Here is a 16462-nt window from a genome sequence, read left to right as displayed (position 1 = left end):
TGGGGTAAACGGCCTGATTTTTGGGAAATAACGGGGGAATTTTGTTGCGCAACTGATACAAACAAGATGCTCTGTTGCAAAAATGAAACAACCGGCGGATTGGGGCGGGATCAGAGCAGCTTGTGCAGCTTCAGCAGCTCCGCAAAGGCGTGATCCCGGAACTTGCACACGCCGTCCACCGTGTTGCCCATGGCGGGGTCCCGATTGGCGATCTCCTCGTCCACGCCCTGGGCGTACACCTCATTCCAGGGGGTGGGCTCCTCGCCGTATTTCTCGGCGATGGCCCGGAAACCGCCGTCCACACCCAGGCTGATGGTGAGCAGCTGGCCGGTCACCGCCATACGCATACCGGGGCCGAACATGATGGCCTTGTCCATATCCTCCACGGAGCAGACGCCGTCGCGCACGCACTCTTTGGCGGCCTCCAGCGCGGCCCAGGACAGGCGGTTGACGATGAAGCCGTAGATCTCCTTCTTGCAGACCACCGCCACCTTGCCCATGCCGGTGTAGATCTCCTTGGCCCGCTGGATGGCCTCCGGGGAGGTCTGCTCGCCGCCGCACAGTTCAATGAGGGGGAGCAGATAGGAGGGATTGTAGGGGTGGCCCACCAGGATGGACTGGGGATAGAGGGCGTCCTCCTGCAGCTTGGTGGGGAAGAGCTTGGAGGTGGAGCTGCAAATGACGGCGTCGGGGCCGGTCACCTTCTGGATGGCGGCATAGGTGGATTTTTTCAGCTCCAGCCGCTCGGGGATGCACTCCTGCACGAAGTGAGCCCCCTTGACCGCCTCCTCCAGGTTGTTGGAGAACTGGCAGTCGGCCAGAGCCTGGTCGGCCTGGGCCCTGGTGGCGGCCCCCGCATCCACCAGAATGTCCAGAATGTGGCTGATGCTCTCCCGCATCTTTTCCTGGGGGACCACATCATAGAGGACGGTCTCGTAGCCGTTCAGCATGGCATTGGCAGCCAGACCGGCTCCGATCATGCCGGTGCCAACAAACACTGCTTTGATTTTGCCCATGGTTGATTCCTCTTTTCTTTTTGATCTTTGTCAGCTGGGTTGTCGCGGACAACATTGTGCTTGCCTGTGAATAGAGCAAATCCCATGCCAAAAATTTCAGGGGAAAAACAGCTCTGTTTTCCTGGATGATCGGGGAACGTTGCGAAATGGCAACAGAGGGTGGAGGGCGAAGCAGCAACGAGTTGCAAAAATGCAATGGACAGGGGCAACATTGGGCCGGCAGCATATGGATAAAGCTGGCATCCAATTTGCTTAATTCCTTTTGTTAGGCCTGCGCCCATTAGACATCGAGTTGACAGGCAGGCTATAATAGAGATTACTCAAATGGAAAGACAAGGAGCGTGGAGCTGGTGAGGAGCTTTCATTTCAAGGCAAACCCGGATCAATGTATCCACTGTGGCAGGTGCGTTGCATCTTGTTCTTCGGTGATCCTGTACTTTGATGAACAGGGGGTCCCAAAGATGAAGGCGGAGGCGGACGGCATTGTGGGCTGGGACGGCTGCTACCGCTGCCAGCACTGTCTGGCGGTATGTCCCACCGGCGCCATTTCTATCTTTGACAAGGACCCCAAGGACTCCCTGCTGCCGGAAGAGGGGGCTAACGCCCGCCAGCTGGAGGCTCTGATGCGTAACCGGCGGGCCTGCCGCCGCTATCAGGACCGGGAGGTACCCAGAGAGGAGATCGATCAGATGCTCCGGCTGCTGGAGAATGTCCCTACCGGCAGCAACTTGCAGACCCTGGGCTTCAACGTGGTGTACCGGAAGGCGGAGATGGACAAGCTGCGCAAGCTGGTGCGGGAGGAGGCCTTCCGGCTGGCGGAGCAGGGGATCTATCCCGGTTCCTTCACCAAAAGCGACTGGGAGAAGCAGCTGGAGTGGGAGCCGGGCCGCAATCCGGGCGATATGTTCTTTGTCAACGCGCCCCATATTCTGGTGATCCACTCCCAGCGGGGCAGAGGCCAGTGGCAGACCGACCCGGTGCTGGCCGCGGCCTGGTTTGACCTGATCTGCGCCTCCCACGGCCTGGGGTCCATCATTATGTCCTACCCGGTGGGGGCCCTGTCCCATATGCCGGAGGTGGAAAAGCTGCTGCAAATTCCCCAGGACCGGTATTACAGCCTGATTCTGGGGTTCGGCTATCCGGAGTATCCCTATGCCCGGGGCGTCCAGCGGGAGGGCATTGCCCAGATCAAGGAACTGACCTTTTGAACAAAATGGATTTCCCTTTGCGGCACTTGCGTGCCGGTACAATGCCCGACAGAAACGGTGAGGAGGAGCGCGATGAACCAATATTCCGCCATAAGAGAAGTAAGAAAGCTGCTGAGGCTTGTGATGGATGAGAGTGACCGCCCGGAGCTGGTGGCCAAGCTGGAGGAGATCGATCACCGCCTGCAGGCCTTCCATGACCGGGGCATTGACTTTAAAGAGGTAGTGGACGGGCTGGATGACAGCATCATGATCACGGATGCCGATGGGACGGTCCTCTACATCAATCCTGCCTATACCCGCAATACGGGGATCACCGAGGAGGAGGTCCTGAACCGGGATATTCATGCCCTGATCGGGGAGGACAAGCTCTTTACCGGTGGGGCGGTGACCAGCGTGCTGGAGAACAAAAAGAGCGCCTTCCGCCTGTCTACTACCTATAAAACCGGGGAGCCCCTGGTGGGCTATGTGATGGGAACCCCCATTTTTAAGCCGGACGGCAGCCTGCGGCAGGTAGTGGCCTGCAGTCGGCCCATTATGAGCCTCAGTTCCCTGCAGGAGGATTTCGAGGCCTTTGTCAAAGAGGTCAACGCCATCCACCCCAGAACCATCAGCAAGGATTCAGACAAGCACCTGTCGGGCAGCATGGTAGGAAAATACGGCTCCCTGAAACAAATTGATACCCTGCTGGACCGGATCGCCCCCACTGACGCCTCGGTGCTCGTCACCGGAGAGTCGGGGGTGGGCAAAGAGGTGGTGGCCGACGAGATCTACCGCCGCAGCCTCCGCCGGGACAAGCCTTATGTAAAGATCAACTGCGCCTCCATCCCGGGCCACCTGCTGGAGTCCGAGCTGTTCGGCTATGAGAAGGGGGCCTTTACCGGCGCCAACGCCAAGGGCAAGGTGGGCCTCTTTGAGTACGCCAATCACGGCACCCTGATGCTGGATGAGATCGGGGATATGCCCATGGACCTGCAGGTAAAGCTGCTGCGGGCCATCCAGTCCCAGGAAATCACCCGCATTGGCGGCACCCGGCCCATCAAGCTGGACATCCGTTTTCTGGCCCTGACCAACGCGGATTTGAAGAAAAAGGTGTCGGAGGGCACCTTCCGGCAGGACCTCTACTACCGGCTTAACGTGATCCCCATTGCGGTGCCCGCCCTGCGGCAGCGCACCGAGGACTTTGAGGACCTGTGCGAGTACTTCATTGATCGCTTTACCAAGAAGTACGACCGCACCTTCAGCCTGACTCAGTGGCAGATCGACTATATGAAGCGCTATTCCTGGCCGGGCAACATCCGGGAGTTGGAAAATGTGATGGAGTACCTGATCCTGTGCAGCTCCGGCATTGGCCGGATTGAGGACGACGTGCTCCGCGGCCTGCTGAACGTGCCGGAGGAGGTCCCCGAGCCACAGCCCGCCGCCCCCAAGGCAGAGACACCCCAGCCGGAGCCCGTCCCTGAGCTGCCTGCTGAGGGCGTGGACTTCAATACGGCGGTGGCGGACTTTGAAAAGCGCCTTCTGGAGCAGGTGCTGAAAGGCTCCTCTAACCTGCGGGATGCCAGCCGCAAGCTGAACATCAACGCCTCCACCATCTGCCGTAAGATCAAGCAGTACGAAATTGACTACGAAAACCGCAGAAGCTGATTCAAATAAGCAGCAAGGCCCGCCGGAATCTTCCGGCGGGCCTTGCTGCTTAGAGGGATATAAATGGAATAGAAAGGGAATGGAATCAGCTTACTTCAGCAGCTCCTGCTCGGTAGCCACGTCCTTGTTGTACTTGGTGGGGTTGATCACGGCGGTGAGGATCATGTTGACCACCAGCAGGCCGATGTAGAAGATGTAGGCGCCCCGCAGGCTGCCGGTGACCTTCAGCGCGAAGGCGTTGACCAGGTAGTTGGTCATCAGCACGATCTGCATCAGGGGGAAGAACACGGAGTTCACCATGGTGAAGCCGTGACGGCCGAACACGGAAGCGGGCAGGGATACGATAAAGTTGGCGGCGGCGCCCACGGCGATGCCGATCATGGCCACGGACACATACACGCCGATGGTGGTGTCGGTGCAGTTGACGGCCAGGGCGATGCAGTACCAGATCAGGAAGAGGATAATGGCCTTCTTGACGCCGAACTTCTGGTCAATGGCGCCGAAGAGGTAGGAGCCGCACACGCCGATGATGGCGCACACGGTCATCAGGCCCACGGCAGACTCCTGGGAGAAGCCCAGGCTGGTGTTGCGGACCACCAGCTGGCTCATGACGCCGGTGGTGACCAGCTGGTTGATGCCGATGATGAGGGCGCACAGCCACAGCTCACGGGTCTTGAGCAGCTTGCCCGCGGTCCAGCCGCCGTTGTCCTCGCTGTTGCCCTGGAAATACTCCCGCTCATACACTTCCTTGGTAACGTTGTCGGGGTACATTCCGCACTCCTGGGGGGTGTTGCGGACGAAAATCAGGCCGATGATGCCCAGCACGATGGCGCCGATGGCCACATAGCTCATGCCGCTGGCAAAGCCGAAGGTGCCGATGGCGAAGGAGATCAGAGGCACATAGAAGGCGGAGCCGCAGTTGTGGCCCATGGTGGTGAAGCCGTTGGCCAAGCCCTTCTTCTTGGGGAACCACTGGGCAATCAGGGTGTTGCCGGCGATGTAGGCGGCGCCGTTGATGAAGCAGGTAACCAGGGTCAGGGCGATGCAGTAGGTGACCAGGGTCTTGCTGTTGCCCAGGAAGATGTAGGAGGCGCCGGCGCCGATGAGGCACACGCCGGACAGCAGACGGGCTCCCACCTTCACGTTGATACGGGCAATGAAGATGTAGACCACCACGCCGATCATACCGGCCACGGTAGCCATGCTCAGTACGCTGGGGTAGTCCACGCCGGTGGCCTCGGAAAAGGCCGGGGCCACGATGTTCAGACCGTCAATGGAAAAGCCGATCAGGAAGAAGAACATCAGGGCCTGATAGAGAATGATGCCCCAACCTTTGGAGAAATTCATCTTCATGTTTTCACTGGCGATCTGGGGATTCTTTTTACTCATAGTTTTACTCACTCCTCATTTTCGCTGTAGGATGTGGATGTTGGCTGCGCTGTGCCGGGTTTGCTCCGGCTGCAAGACGTGCCTCCTCTCTCCGCACTTGATTTAGCGAAACAGAATAAAAGCAATCCTGATGCCAACACAAATACCGAAAAATAGGGCCGAAAACGGCTGCTGAGCGGGAGGAAAGGTACTTACCTGTTGCACAGCGGCAATGAACATTTCCGAATTGCAACAGCTTACCCCTGCGCCAGCTGCAACAAGCTCAGCACCGCGCCGTAATCCAGGGGACGGAAATTGCCGCCCAGAGTGCCGGACCCGCCGGGCAGAGCCTGCTGGGCCAGCTCCTCCAGGGAGACATTGCCGAAACCGGCCTCCCGCAGGGTGACGGGCAGGCCTGCCGAGCAGAGGAAATCCTGAAAGGCTGAGATCCCGTTCTGGGCGGTCTGGATCTGGCTGGAGCAGGGGGGAACCTGCCACACCAGGGTGGAGAAGTCGGCAATGGCCTGGGTCTCGTCGGTGAGCATATATTTGCACCAAGCCGTCATAAGGATGCCCAGGGCCACGCCGTGGGGGAGCCCCAGGGCGGTAGTGAGGACGTGGGAGATGGCGTGACAGGCGAAATCCCCCTCAAACCCCAGCATATCGCTGTGGGCCACGGTGGCGGCCCACATGAGCTGGCTGCGGGCGTCGTAGTCGTCGGGGCGGGCCAGAGCCTTGGGCAGCTCGGCGATAACAGTGCGCATCACAGCGGCGCACATCTGGCTGCGGAGGGTGCCCTGCTGACCCTTGTGGAAGTAGCGCTCAAAGGCGTGGGAAAAGATGTCCACTCCGCAGGAGGCGGTCTGCCGGGGAGGCAGGGAGAAGGTGAGGGCCGGGTCCATCAGGGCGAAGCGGGGGCGGGTCAGCGGCTCTTCCAGAGCTACCTTTAAATGAAGTTCATCGTGACAGAGCACTGATACGCTGTTGGCCTCGCTGGCGGTGGCGGCGGTGGTGAGTACCACCCCGATGGGCAGAGCCTTTTGGGCTTTTCCCTTGCCGGAGTAGATGTCCCAGAGAGGGGCGGTGCTTTTGGCCCCCAGGCTGACGGCTTTGGCGGTGTCAATGACGCTGCCGCCGCCCACGGCCAGCAGGAGGGTGATCTTCTTCTCCCGGGCCAGCCGCCGCCCCTCCTCCGCCTTGGAGAGGAGGGGATTTTCCTGAATACCTCCGAACAGAGTGACCGTCAGGCCGTGGGCCTCCAGATCGGCGGTGAGCCGGTCCAGCAGGCCGCTGCGGCGGATGCGGTCGCTGCCGTAGAGAAGCATGACATTTGGGCCGAAGGGGGCGGCCAGCTCCCCGGCCCGCCCCTCCGCATCCCGCCCGAAGATGACCCGGGTGGGGAAGGAAAATTCAAAATCTTTCATAGGCGTACCGAAGCTCAGGCCATCTCAATGAGGACGGCGGTACCCATGCCGCCGCCAGCACACAGGGTGGCCAGGCCGTATCTGCCGCCACGGCGCTTGAGCTCGTGGAGCAGGGTGACTACCAGACGGCTGCCGGTGGCGCCCACGGGGTGGCCCAGGGAAATGCCGCCGCCGTTGACGTTCAGCTTGTCCCCGTCAATACCCAGCGCCCGCTGGCAGGCCACGCACTGGGCGGCAAAGGCCTCGTTGATCTCAAAGAGATCGATGTCGGCCACAGTGAGGCCGGCCTTCTCCAGGGTTTTCTGGGTGGCGCTGATGGGACCGATGCCCATCAGGTCGGGGGAGACGCCGGTGGTGGCAGTGGCCACCGCCCGGGCCAGCACAGGCAGCCCCAGAGATTTGGCCAGCTCCTCCTCCATCAGCAGCACGCCGGAGGAGGCGTCGTTCATGCCGGAGGAGTTGCCGGCGGTGACCCGACCGTCGGCCTTGAAGGTGGGCTTCAGCTTGGCCAGCTTCTCCAGGGTGGTGTCCCGGCGGACGTGCTCGTCGGTGGTAATGACGGTGTCTCCCTTTCTGCCGTGGACAGTGATGGGGATGATCTCCTCTTCAAACTTACCCGCATCGATGGCGGCGGCGGCCCGCTGCTGAGAGCGGAGGGCGTACTGATCCATGTCCTCCCGGGTGACGTGATAGGCGTCGGCCACGTTTTCGGCGGTGATGCCCATGGCGGGGCCCACGCCCAGGTTGGTCAGGGAGTCCCACATGGAGTCCCGCAGCTCCATGTGGCCGTATTTCTTGCCGTAGCGGGCGTCAAACACCATAAAGGGAGCAGCACTCATACAGTCGGCACCGCCGGCCATGATGCACTTGGCCTCTCCGGCCATGATCTGATAGAAGCCCAGCTGAATGGAGGACATGGAGGAGGTGCAGTTGCGGTGGACGGTGATGCCGGGCACAGTTTCGGGCAGACCGGCTTTGATGGCAGCCACCCGGGCCAGGTTGTTCTCCAGATAGGTACGCTGGTAGTTGCAGCCCCAGATTACATCATCGATCAGGGCGGGATCCACGCCGGAGCGCTTCACCAGGGCCTGCATCACCGGAACAGACAGGTCCAGAGCGGTGAGGGTTTTGAACTGGCCGCCGATGGTTCCGATGGGGGTGCGGCAGGCGGCAACAATGGCAACATGATTCATAAGTATGTCTCCTCTCTGAATGTGGTAAGGTGGATTCAGGAGAGAGATGATGCAAGCCGGATGCCAACAATCTCGGAGCGTTTTTTCATAAAACTGCCCGGTTGAGTTGTTGCGCGATGCAAATATGCAACAGAGAAGAGAAAACAACGGGCGGGTTGTTTCCGAAATGCAATAGCGAAGGTGGATGAAGCTGCAAACCGGCCCGGAAAGACGAAAATAAATTGGCATGAGTCTTGCTTCTTATCTTTGGCGTTATGAGATCCGTCCCAATGGGCGGACATCAGGTTTTAAGGAGGAATGGAAATGAGCCAGGATAAGACCATTATTACTGTGGCCACCACCGGCGCGTGGCCCAAGAAGGAAAACAACCCCAACGTGCCCATGACCCCCGCGGAGATTGCCGAGGATATCTACGCCTGCTGGAAGGCGGGAGCTGCCATCGCCCATATGCATATGCGGGACGATCAGGGCAACGGCGCCATGGACAAGGATAAATTCCGTGAAACGGTGGAGCTGCTGCGGGGCAACCATCCCGACTGCGACATCATTTTGAATATGACCACCTCCGGCGCTGCCTCTTTCCCCAACGAGGAGTGCCGTTACGAGCACATTGTGGAGCTGCGCCCCGAGATGGCCTCCTACGACTGCGGTTCCATGAACTGGATGCACACCGGCCTGTTCCTCAATCCCCCCGCCTTCCTGGAGAAGCTGGGCAAGATCATGGAGGACAACCACATCAAGCCGGAGATCGAGGCCTTTGACCCCGGCATGATCGCCAACGCCCAGTATTACCTCAAAAAGGGCGTGCTCAAGGCTCCGCTGCACTTCCAGTTCTGCATGGGCTGCGCCAACGGCATCCCCGGCACCATGAAGAACCTGATCTTCATGAAGGAGACCATGGAGTCCCTGTGCCCCGGCTCCACCTGGAGCTGCTTCGGCGTGGGCCATTCCGCCCTCACCATGTTGTACGGCGCTGTGGCCCTGGGCGGCCACATCCGCGTAGGTATGGAGGACAACGTGATGTACAGCAAGGGCGTGCTGGCTGAGAGCAACGTCCAGTTCGTGGACCGGGCCCGCCGGGTCATCGAGGAGTTCGGCAAAAAGGTTGCCACTCCCGACGAGGCCCGGGAGATCCTCAGCCTGAAGTAAGAGAAAGGAAGGGAACAACATGGCACTGATGACAGGGGAACAGTACATTGAGAGCATCCGCAAGATGCATATGCAGGTCTATATGTTTGGCAAGAAGGTGGAGAATCCGGTGGACGATCCCATCCTTCGCCCCTCGCTGAACAGCGTGCGCATGACCTATGATCTGGCCCAGAAGCCGGAGTACCAGGACCTGATGACCGCTACCTCCAACCTGACCGGCCAGCAGGTCAACCGCTTCACCCACATCCACCAGTCCGCCCAGGACCTGGTGAAGAAGGTGAAGATGCAGCGGCTGCTGGGCCAGCAGACCGCCGCCTGCTTCCAGCGGTGCGTGGGTATGGACGCCTTCAATGCTGTTTACTCCACCACCTACGAGATCGACCAGAAGTATGGTACCAGCTATCATGAGAATTTCAAGAAGTTTGCCGCTTACGTCCAGGAGCACGACCTGACGGTGGATGGAGCCATGACCGACCCCAAGGGAGACCGGTCCAAGGCTCCTCATGAGCAGGAGGACCCAGATCTGTTCCTGCGTGTGGTGGAGCGCCGCCCCGACGGCATTGTGGTCCGGGGCGCCAAGGCCCACCAGACCGGCGCGCTGAACAGCCATGAGATCATCATCATGCCTACCATCTCCATGGGACCGGAGGACAAGGACTATGCCGTATCCTTTGCCGTGCCCATGGACGCCGAGGGTATCTTCATGATCATCGGCCGCCAGAGCTGCGACACCCGGAAGCTGGAGGGCAGCGAGCTGGACGTAGGTAACGCCGAGTTCGGCGGCGTGGAGGCCCTGGTGGTGTTCGACGACGTGTTTGTGCCCAACGACCGCATCTTCATGTGCGGTGAGACCGAGTTCGCCGGTATGCTGGTGGAGCGGTTTGCCGGTTACCACCGCCAGAGCTACGGCGGGTGCAAGGTAGGCGTGGGCGACGTGCTGATCGGCGCGGCGGCGGTAGCCGCCGACTACAACGGCTGCGCCAAGGCCTCCCACATCAAGGACAAGCTCATTGAGATGACCCACCTGAACGAGACGCTGTATTGCTGCGGCATCGCCTGCTCCGCCGAGGGCCATGCCACCGCCAGCGGCAACTATATCATCGATCTGCTGCTGGCCAACGTGTGCAAGCAGAACGTGACCCGGTTCCCCTATGAGATTGCCCGGCTGGCCGAGGACATTGCCGGCGGCGTGGTGGTTACAGCTCCCGCCGAGGCCGACCTAAAAGACCCCAAGCTGGGGCCCTATGTGGAAAAGTATTTCAAAGCGGCCCCCGGCGTGTCGGTGGAGAACCGCTTCCGCATCCTGCGCCTCATTGAGAACCTGACCCTGGGCACCGCCGCCGTGGGTTACCGCACCGAGTCCCTCCACGGCGCCGGTTCTCCTCAGGCCCAGCGCATTATGATCGCCCGCCAGGGCAACCTGCCTATGAAGAAAGAGTTGGCCAAGAAGATCGCCCACGTCAAGGAGTGAGGAAAGGTGTCTGAGTACAGTGAGATCTTGGACCGGATCGAAGGAGTTTTGGAGGAGAAGGTGCGCCCCAACCTGGCCCTTCATGGCGGCAATATCCGCAGCCTGGACTGCAAGGACGGGGTTTACCGCTTTCAGCTCACCGGCCAGTGCGCCGGCTGCCCCTCTGCCATGCTGACCACGGAAAACCTGATCCGCTCCGCTCTGCTGGAATCCATTCCTGAGCTGAAGGACGTGGTACTGATGGGAGGCGTGAGCCAGGAGCTGCTGGACCAGGCCAAAGCCATTCTGCGGGGAGAGCGTCCGTGCGGATCGGAGTGAAATACTGCGGCGGCTGCAATCCCCGGTATGACCGGGTGGCCTTGGTGGAGCGCATCCAGAGGGAGCAGCCGGAGGACACCTTTGAACGGGCAGTTCCCGGTGTCTGCTACGATCAGCTGCTGGTGGTATGCGGCTGCTCCGCCCAATGCGCGGATTTGACAGGGCTGACAGGACGGGAGATCCGCAGCCTGTGGCAGGACCATCCCTGAAATTCCAATCAAACAAAAGAAAGCCTGTAACCATTGTGGTTACAGGCTTTTTTTGTAGGCTGGTTGCTATTTTCTGCGTGGACGAAGGCCGATAATGAAGAGGACCGCCGCAGCGCACAGCAGGGCCAGCAAAGCGGGCCAGGTGCCCCGGGAGGCCTCCAGAGCCAGGCCAGGCGGGGTCAGCAGGGAGACGGTCCGCAGGGCGGGGGAGAGTTGGGACAGGTCCATAAAGCACCCACCCAGCAGGCAGAGGATCAGAGCCAGGAAGGGGGCCAGTCCGTCCACCCGCCCATCGGTATTGGTGAACCGGATGAGCATCAGGGCCAGGGCGGAGACGCACAGGGTGTAGGCCAGGGTGGCCGCGGCGGTCCATAGGTCGGTACAGCCGCCGAAGAGCAGAATGCACAGGGAAACCAGAAGCCCCAGCCCTACCAGGGCCAGACAGTCGCTGCCGTAGGACAGCACCCGGCCAAAGGGGAGGGACCACATCCGACGCTCCACCAGACGGCCGTCCCGGCCTCCGGTCCAGGCCGCCGAGGTCAGCAAAGTAAACAGAACCATCAGCGCTGTAAAGCTGATCTGGCTGGGGACGAAGGGCAGGGGAGCGGAGGCACCGTTTTGCATCTGCATCTGGTAGAGAGGCGGCATGGAGGCTTCGGCCTCATCCATCAGTGTCTGGAGCCGAGCAGATTCCTGGGCGGAAAGGGCCCGCCCCAGATGGGCTTCCGCGTTGCCGCTGGCCTGGACCCGGCTGCGCTGGAGGGAGACTTGCCCGGCGATGATCTCCCGGGCGCCCTGGAGGGAGACGGACGCCGAAGCGCCCTCATAGCGGAGGGGGATTTGCTCCTCAGTGGTCAAAGACTGGCTATAGCCCTCTCCAATTGTGAGCAGACCTTCCACCTCTCCCAGCAGGAGCAGGTGAAGCCCCTCCTCTTTGCCGCAGCTGCGTACCGAGAGCTCGGTATGCTGGCCCAGACGCTGGACCAGCTCCTGGGACATAGCGCTTTGATCCTGATCATAGACCGCTAGGCACAGCTGCTGCCTGCCTCCCGCCTGAACGGAGGAGGCGGCCATCCCGCACAGCAGCGCCACTGCCAGCAGAACAACCAGTCCCCGCAGACCGCCGGACATGGCGGTGAGCTTGATGCCGGACAGGCTGGCCAGCCGGGCCGGGAAGGGAAGCAGGGAGGGGGCGGCTGTGGGTTTGACAGGACTGCCGTGGGTAGTGCGGGCGGATTTGCTCCTCTTGTTGCGGTGCAGCATGGACAGGGCGAACAGAAGGCCGGCGACTCCCATGGCCAGAATGGGCCAGAGCAGACCCAACAGCTTCACCGGCGGCAGACCGTAGGCGGCAGCCTCCAGTCCTAGTCCGGCGTAGTAGGGCAGGGTGAATTTACCCAGCAGAGGCAGGGGCATGGGGAGAAGCTGACGGGACCAGAGGGTGCCCCCCAGTACCAGGGAGAGAAAGAGCAGCAGATTGCCCCACCGCTGGACCGAGGCGGGATTGCCCAGCCATGCGGCCAGCCCCAGCAGAATCCCGAAGGCGGAAGCCAGCAGGAGAAGGGCAAGGCCTAGAAACAAAATGGGGTGTTCCGGCTGAAAGACTGCCAGCATCAGAATCTGGGTGGGCAGGGTCAGCAGATAGGCCACCAGGAATTTGGACAGTACAAAGGCTCCCGTAGAACCGCCCAAAGCCCTGTAGCGGGGGAGAATACCCAATCCCAACTCCTCGGGTAGGGTTTTGACAGCGGCAATGGAGAAGAAGAGGGCCAGTACAGACAGCACGCAGGCGGTCAGCCGCCGCTCCAGCGCTCCTTGAAGGTCGGCCTGGACTGCCTCATTTTCAAAGACATTCTGGCGGCCCAGGGCGTCATGAAGCAGATTGACAGAGGATTCCTGGTAGAGGGCCCACTGCTGCTCATTGTCCAGGTCGCCGTAGCACAGCTGATATACGGCTGTGTAGGCCACTTGATTGCCCCGAATGATGTCCATCACAGAGCCGAAGATGGAATAGATCAGGGTGGACTCCAGCTGCATATCTCCGTTGAGGACAATGGAGACTGGGCAATCGGTCATGGTGTACAGATCGTAGAAAAAGTCCTTGGGGATGGTGATAACCGCCGCCGCACCCTGATTCAGAGCCTGGGCGTTGCTGGTTTCCTCCTCCAGAACGGCCACATCGGAGAACAGTTCGATGCGCTTCATCTGGGCGATGAGGGAGCGGGACATGATGGTATCGTCCTCATCCCGTACCGCAATGGGAAAAGGCTGCACATAGCTCTGGGTGGTGAGATCGCCCAGCCCGATCCGGAAGGCCGCCAGCAGCAGGAAAGGCAGCAGTAGGGCGGCCACCCCGGCGCCGCTGAAAAACAGCTTCAGGTCTTTACAGAGGGCGGCTTTCAGTCCGGACATGGGTTTCCCTCCTCCGGGACAGGCCGGCCGGCTTCCAGGGTGAGGATCCGGCTGCATACCCGCTCCAGCTCGCCGGGCTGGTGGGAGATGATGGCGATGGCACAGCCCATGTCCCGCAGGTGCTCCACCATGGACAGGATAAGCTCCACCGAGCGGGCGTCCGCGCCTACGGTAGGTTCGTCCAGCAGCAGCACCTTAGGTGTGATCATCAGAGCGCTGGCCAGATGGAGGCGGCGCTGCATCCCGCCGGAGTAGGCGGAGACCGGCTGCTTTCCCTTGTCGGTCAGGTCCAACTGCTCCAACAGCCAGCGGCTGCGGATGGAGATGGCCTGACGGGGCAGGCCGCAGGCCCGCCCCCAGAACCGCAGGTTATCCAACCCAGTAAGGGTGTGGTAAAGGGAGAGCTCCTGGGGCACATAGGCTACCTTGCCCACGGCCTCCGGAGCCAGATGGTATTCTCCGGCGTCAGGCCGCAGTACCCCGGCCAGGATGGACAGCAGGGTGCTCTTGCCCGCGCCGTTGGAGCCACGGACGCCCAATACCTCCCCTTGGGACAGGGTTAGGGAAATGGGACCCAGCACAGGGGCGGCATGGCGGGAGTAGCGCTTTTCCACCTGCCGCAGGGTACATAAAACCGCGTTACCATCCATAGGAAGTATCCAGCAGCGGCTCCAGATTGCGGATCAGATCCTGCTCCACAGCCATACCCAGTTCCTGGAACAGCTCATAGTAGTCCTCATAGGTGAAGTCACTGATGTCGTAGGGGGGCACATCGGGGGCTTTGACGGAAGAACCATCCGTGGTATTGATGTTGATCTCCAGAGAGCTGAACGCACCGTCAAACACATAGGAATCGCCCTGGATTTGGAGGGTGTGGTCCACGCTGTTGTCCTGTCCCTGGGTTACGTCCAGCGTCAGGTTCACAGGCAGCATATCCGAGTATACTTGATAGGAGCCCTGGGGGATGCCCAGAGGAGATTTTTTCTCCGAATCCATATCGTACCGCATTTCCAGAGAGCCGCCGTAAGGCTGGGTAAGGCTGATGATGCCATCGGAAACGCTGCCGTTTTTGGTGTAGGAGTGAGTCAGCAGGAACTGGGGCTCACCATAGGCCTCTACATAGAAGGCCTCCTGCCGCCGGTCGGACTCCGCGCCCTGGGACTCATAGACCAGAGTGGTATCGGAATAGTCGGTATACAGACGGATCATACGGACCTGGTTGCCCTCCACATAGAGCTCCCAGGTAAAGCCGGACTCCTCCACCTCGCGGCCTGCATCGGCGGCGCTGTATTCCAGCTCATCCGCCAGAGAGAGCAGGGCATTGTCCAGCTCCTCCTCCAGATCATAGCCGCTGAAAACATCGTAACCAAAGGCGGCGGTCAGCATATCAGGGTTGATGAGCTTCAGGATCAGCTGTCGCAGGGTTTCGTCCTCCCGGAGGGTCTGGGCCAGCTTGAGCAGCATGGCCTCCACATCCTCTGCCCGGGGCTGGAAGGTGTAGCGGGTACCCGTCATGGAGCCGCCCAGCTGAGGCAGGTTAAAGGACACGCCGTCCTCCACCATTACATTTTCTTCGTTGACAACTGTATAGACAATATCCAGATAGGACTCCAGCAGAGAGCGCCACTCCTTGCCCGAAATCTCAGGCAGAGCCAGCACACTCATATCTACCTCCTGGCCGGTGAGCGCCTCTACAGTTTGGGAGAGATCCATGGTATAATAGGTATCCTGGATCTCGGGCAGATAAAAGCCCAGAGTTCCTTTGTCATAAGACAGCAGGCCTGTGAGGATGGGGCTGCCCATCAGGGTGAACTCTCCGTTGGCCAGTAAGGTGTCCCGGTCCAGATCCACTTTCAGGCTGACGGAGGAGTCCTCCAGGTACTGGTTGATCTCTGCGCTGTCCGTGATGGCGGTGATCGTCAGATCGGAAGAGAACGCGCCGCTGCCGATGGTGTCCACGCCTTCCTCCAGCATACCAAGCGCGCGATCAGCAAACAGGTCCTGCTGATAAGAGACGAATTGCTTGGACGGAGCGGAAAAGAGCCGGGGGATCACCAGAATACCCGCAGCCACCACGACTACAGCGGCAATGGCGCCGGCGATTATTTTCCCTTTGGGACGGCGGGCGGCGGGGGCAGCTTTAGCCTCAGGCTGGGGTTCCTGAGATACAGCAGATGCCTGCTCTACGGGAGTGCCGCAGTTGACGCAAAATTTTGTATCCGGGGTGAGCCGCTCGCCGCAGTTTCTGCAAAAGGCGGGGGTGTTGGCGGGGGCGGGGTCCTGAGGAACCGGGGTACCGCAGTTTTGGCAGAAGGCGGCCCCGTTGTGCAGCGGATGGCCGCAGTTGAGACAGTTTTTCATGGTTCTTCCTCCCTCGATAAGGTGGCAGCAGTTCTGCTGCGCATAACGTATATTTCCTCTGTTTGCACACACCTCGATTGTACGGGCAGTAGGAAAAGAAGTCAACAGAAAATTACAAATAGTTCCATAAAAGGCGGGATTTCTTTGCTGGTTGTCCCTGAGAAACCCTTTATGATCGCTATGTTTAGGTATGGTGCGGTATACCTAAAAACACAGCCCGCAAGATTGTACCTGCGGGCTGTGTTTTTAGATTCTGTTGTCCAGAGAATCTGCCTGGGCTTCCAGCTCATCGATGCGGGCAGCCAGACGATCCGCCTGGTCTCTCAGGCGAAGAACCAGCGCCTCCTGGGTGCTGTCACCCGCGGGCCCCTCTGTCAGCCGGGCCAGATCATCCTCCAGATTGTCCAGCTGTACCTGAAGGGTACTGATCTGCCGCTCCAGGACCCGCAGCATCTCACTGTTGTCTTGTTCCTCCTCCAGAATGGAAAAGCCGGTGGATGCCTCCAGCAGTTCGGTTTCATCCGCGTCATCCAGTTCAAAGTTGTGGTTCCAAGGTCCATTCATATTGGCTACGTCCTTCCGGTCAGAATTTATTTGATAAGCTCGACGGTATTCTCGGTTTAGTTCTATTGTAGCAGAGAGCTGTGATCATGAACAGACAGACAAAAATAAAAAATTTTATTGCCTGG

14 protein-coding genes are annotated in these 16462 nt (G+C 60.1%); 6 read left to right on the top strand and 8 right to left on the bottom strand.

Going from position 1 to position 16462, the window contains the following annotated elements; genetic code table 11:
- Nucleotides 1–110 precede the first annotated feature (110 nt).
- On the bottom strand, nt 111–1016 hold the full coding sequence (locus tag B5E56_RS00615; RefSeq protein ID WP_087387792.1) for a 3-hydroxyacyl-CoA dehydrogenase family protein: 906 nt from the start codon (nt 1014–1016) through the stop codon (nt 111–113).
- Nucleotides 1017–1357: 341 nt separating this feature from the next.
- On the opposite strand from B5E56_RS00615, the gene B5E56_RS00610 reads away from it, so the two are divergent.
- Both B5E56_RS00610 and B5E56_RS00605 read left to right on the top strand, forming a co-directional pair.
- Complete coding sequence (locus B5E56_RS00610) at nt 1358–2224, top strand: nitroreductase family protein (RefSeq protein WP_087387790.1); 867 nt, start codon at nt 1358–1360, stop codon at nt 2222–2224.
- Between the two features lie 72 nt (nt 2225–2296).
- Nucleotides 2297–3868 carry a sigma-54 interaction domain-containing protein gene (locus tag B5E56_RS00605; protein WP_087387788.1) on the top strand — a complete coding sequence of 524 codons (1572 nt, stop codon included), beginning with the start codon at nt 2297–2299 and terminating at the stop codon, nt 3866–3868.
- Between the two features lie 90 nt (nt 3869–3958).
- Here the strand turns inward: B5E56_RS00605 and B5E56_RS00600 are convergent, their stop codons facing one another.
- The 3 genes from B5E56_RS00600 to B5E56_RS00590 form a co-directional block, all read right to left on the bottom strand.
- Nucleotides 3959–5257, bottom strand: a complete 1299-nt coding sequence (locus B5E56_RS00600) for an MFS transporter (protein ID WP_087387786.1) — start codon at nt 5255–5257, stop codon at nt 3959–3961.
- 236 nt (nt 5258–5493) lie between these two features.
- The gene (locus B5E56_RS00595) at nt 5494–6660 is read right to left on the bottom strand and encodes an iron-containing alcohol dehydrogenase (RefSeq protein WP_087387784.1); all 1167 of its coding nucleotides are present in this window, start codon (nt 6658–6660) and stop codon (nt 5494–5496) included.
- Nucleotides 6661–6674: 14 nt separating this feature from the next.
- Nucleotides 6675–7853, bottom strand: a complete 1179-nt coding sequence (locus B5E56_RS00590) for a thiolase family protein (RefSeq protein WP_087387782.1) — start codon at nt 7851–7853, stop codon at nt 6675–6677.
- 303 nt (nt 7854–8156) lie between these two features.
- Here B5E56_RS00590 and B5E56_RS00585 point away from each other — a divergent pair, with 303 nt between their 5' ends.
- From B5E56_RS00585 to B5E56_RS00570, 4 genes are read left to right on the top strand one after another with little or no spacing between them, the layout of a single operon-like run.
- Complete coding sequence (locus tag B5E56_RS00585; RefSeq protein WP_343214214.1) at nt 8157–9002, top strand: 3-keto-5-aminohexanoate cleavage protein; 846 nt, start codon at nt 8157–8159, stop codon at nt 9000–9002.
- A gap of 19 nt (nt 9003–9021) precedes the next feature.
- On the top strand, nt 9022–10473 hold the full coding sequence (locus B5E56_RS00580; RefSeq protein WP_087387780.1) for a 4-hydroxyphenylacetate 3-hydroxylase family protein: 1452 nt from the start codon (nt 9022–9024) through the stop codon (nt 10471–10473).
- Nucleotides 10474–10479: 6 nt separating this feature from the next.
- A complete protein-coding gene (locus B5E56_RS00575) occupies nt 10480–10791 on the top strand; it encodes a NifU family protein (protein ID WP_242958696.1) in 312 nt (103 codons plus the stop codon).
- Nucleotides 10776–11000, top strand: a complete 225-nt coding sequence (locus tag B5E56_RS00570) for a hypothetical protein (protein WP_087387778.1) — start codon at nt 10776–10778, stop codon at nt 10998–11000. The genes B5E56_RS00575 and B5E56_RS00570 overlap by 16 nt, the downstream gene beginning before the upstream one ends.
- A gap of 66 nt (nt 11001–11066) precedes the next feature.
- Here the strand turns inward: B5E56_RS00570 and B5E56_RS00565 are convergent, their stop codons facing one another.
- The 4 genes from B5E56_RS00565 to B5E56_RS00550 all read right to left on the bottom strand — a co-directional run bounded on the left by B5E56_RS00565 (nt 11067) and on the right by B5E56_RS00550 (nt 16337).
- A complete protein-coding gene (locus B5E56_RS00565; RefSeq protein ID WP_158098622.1) occupies nt 11067–13412 on the bottom strand; it encodes an ABC transporter permease in 2346 nt (781 codons plus the stop codon).
- On the bottom strand, nt 13400–14062 hold the full coding sequence (locus B5E56_RS00560; protein WP_087387774.1) for an ABC transporter ATP-binding protein: 663 nt from the start codon (nt 14060–14062) through the stop codon (nt 13400–13402). The genes B5E56_RS00565 and B5E56_RS00560 overlap by 13 nt, the downstream gene beginning before the upstream one ends.
- On the bottom strand, nt 14052–15773 hold the full coding sequence (locus B5E56_RS00555; protein WP_087387772.1) for a zinc ribbon domain-containing protein: 1722 nt from the start codon (nt 15771–15773) through the stop codon (nt 14052–14054). Before B5E56_RS00555 ends, B5E56_RS00560 begins: the two co-directional genes overlap by 11 nt.
- A gap of 246 nt (nt 15774–16019) precedes the next feature.
- Nucleotides 16020–16337, bottom strand: coding sequence for a hypothetical protein (locus B5E56_RS00550; RefSeq protein WP_087187154.1), 318 nt, complete (start codon nt 16335–16337; stop codon nt 16020–16022).
- Between the last annotated feature and the right edge of the window lie 125 nt (nt 16338–16462).

Origin of the sequence: Flavonifractor sp. An112, assembly GCF_002161085.1 — a bacterium.
Lineage (GTDB): Bacteria > Bacillota > Clostridia > Oscillospirales > Oscillospiraceae > Flavonifractor > Flavonifractor avicola.
The sequence above is the reverse complement of the archived record's forward strand: the minus strand, read 5'-3'. Positions and strand labels throughout refer to the sequence as shown.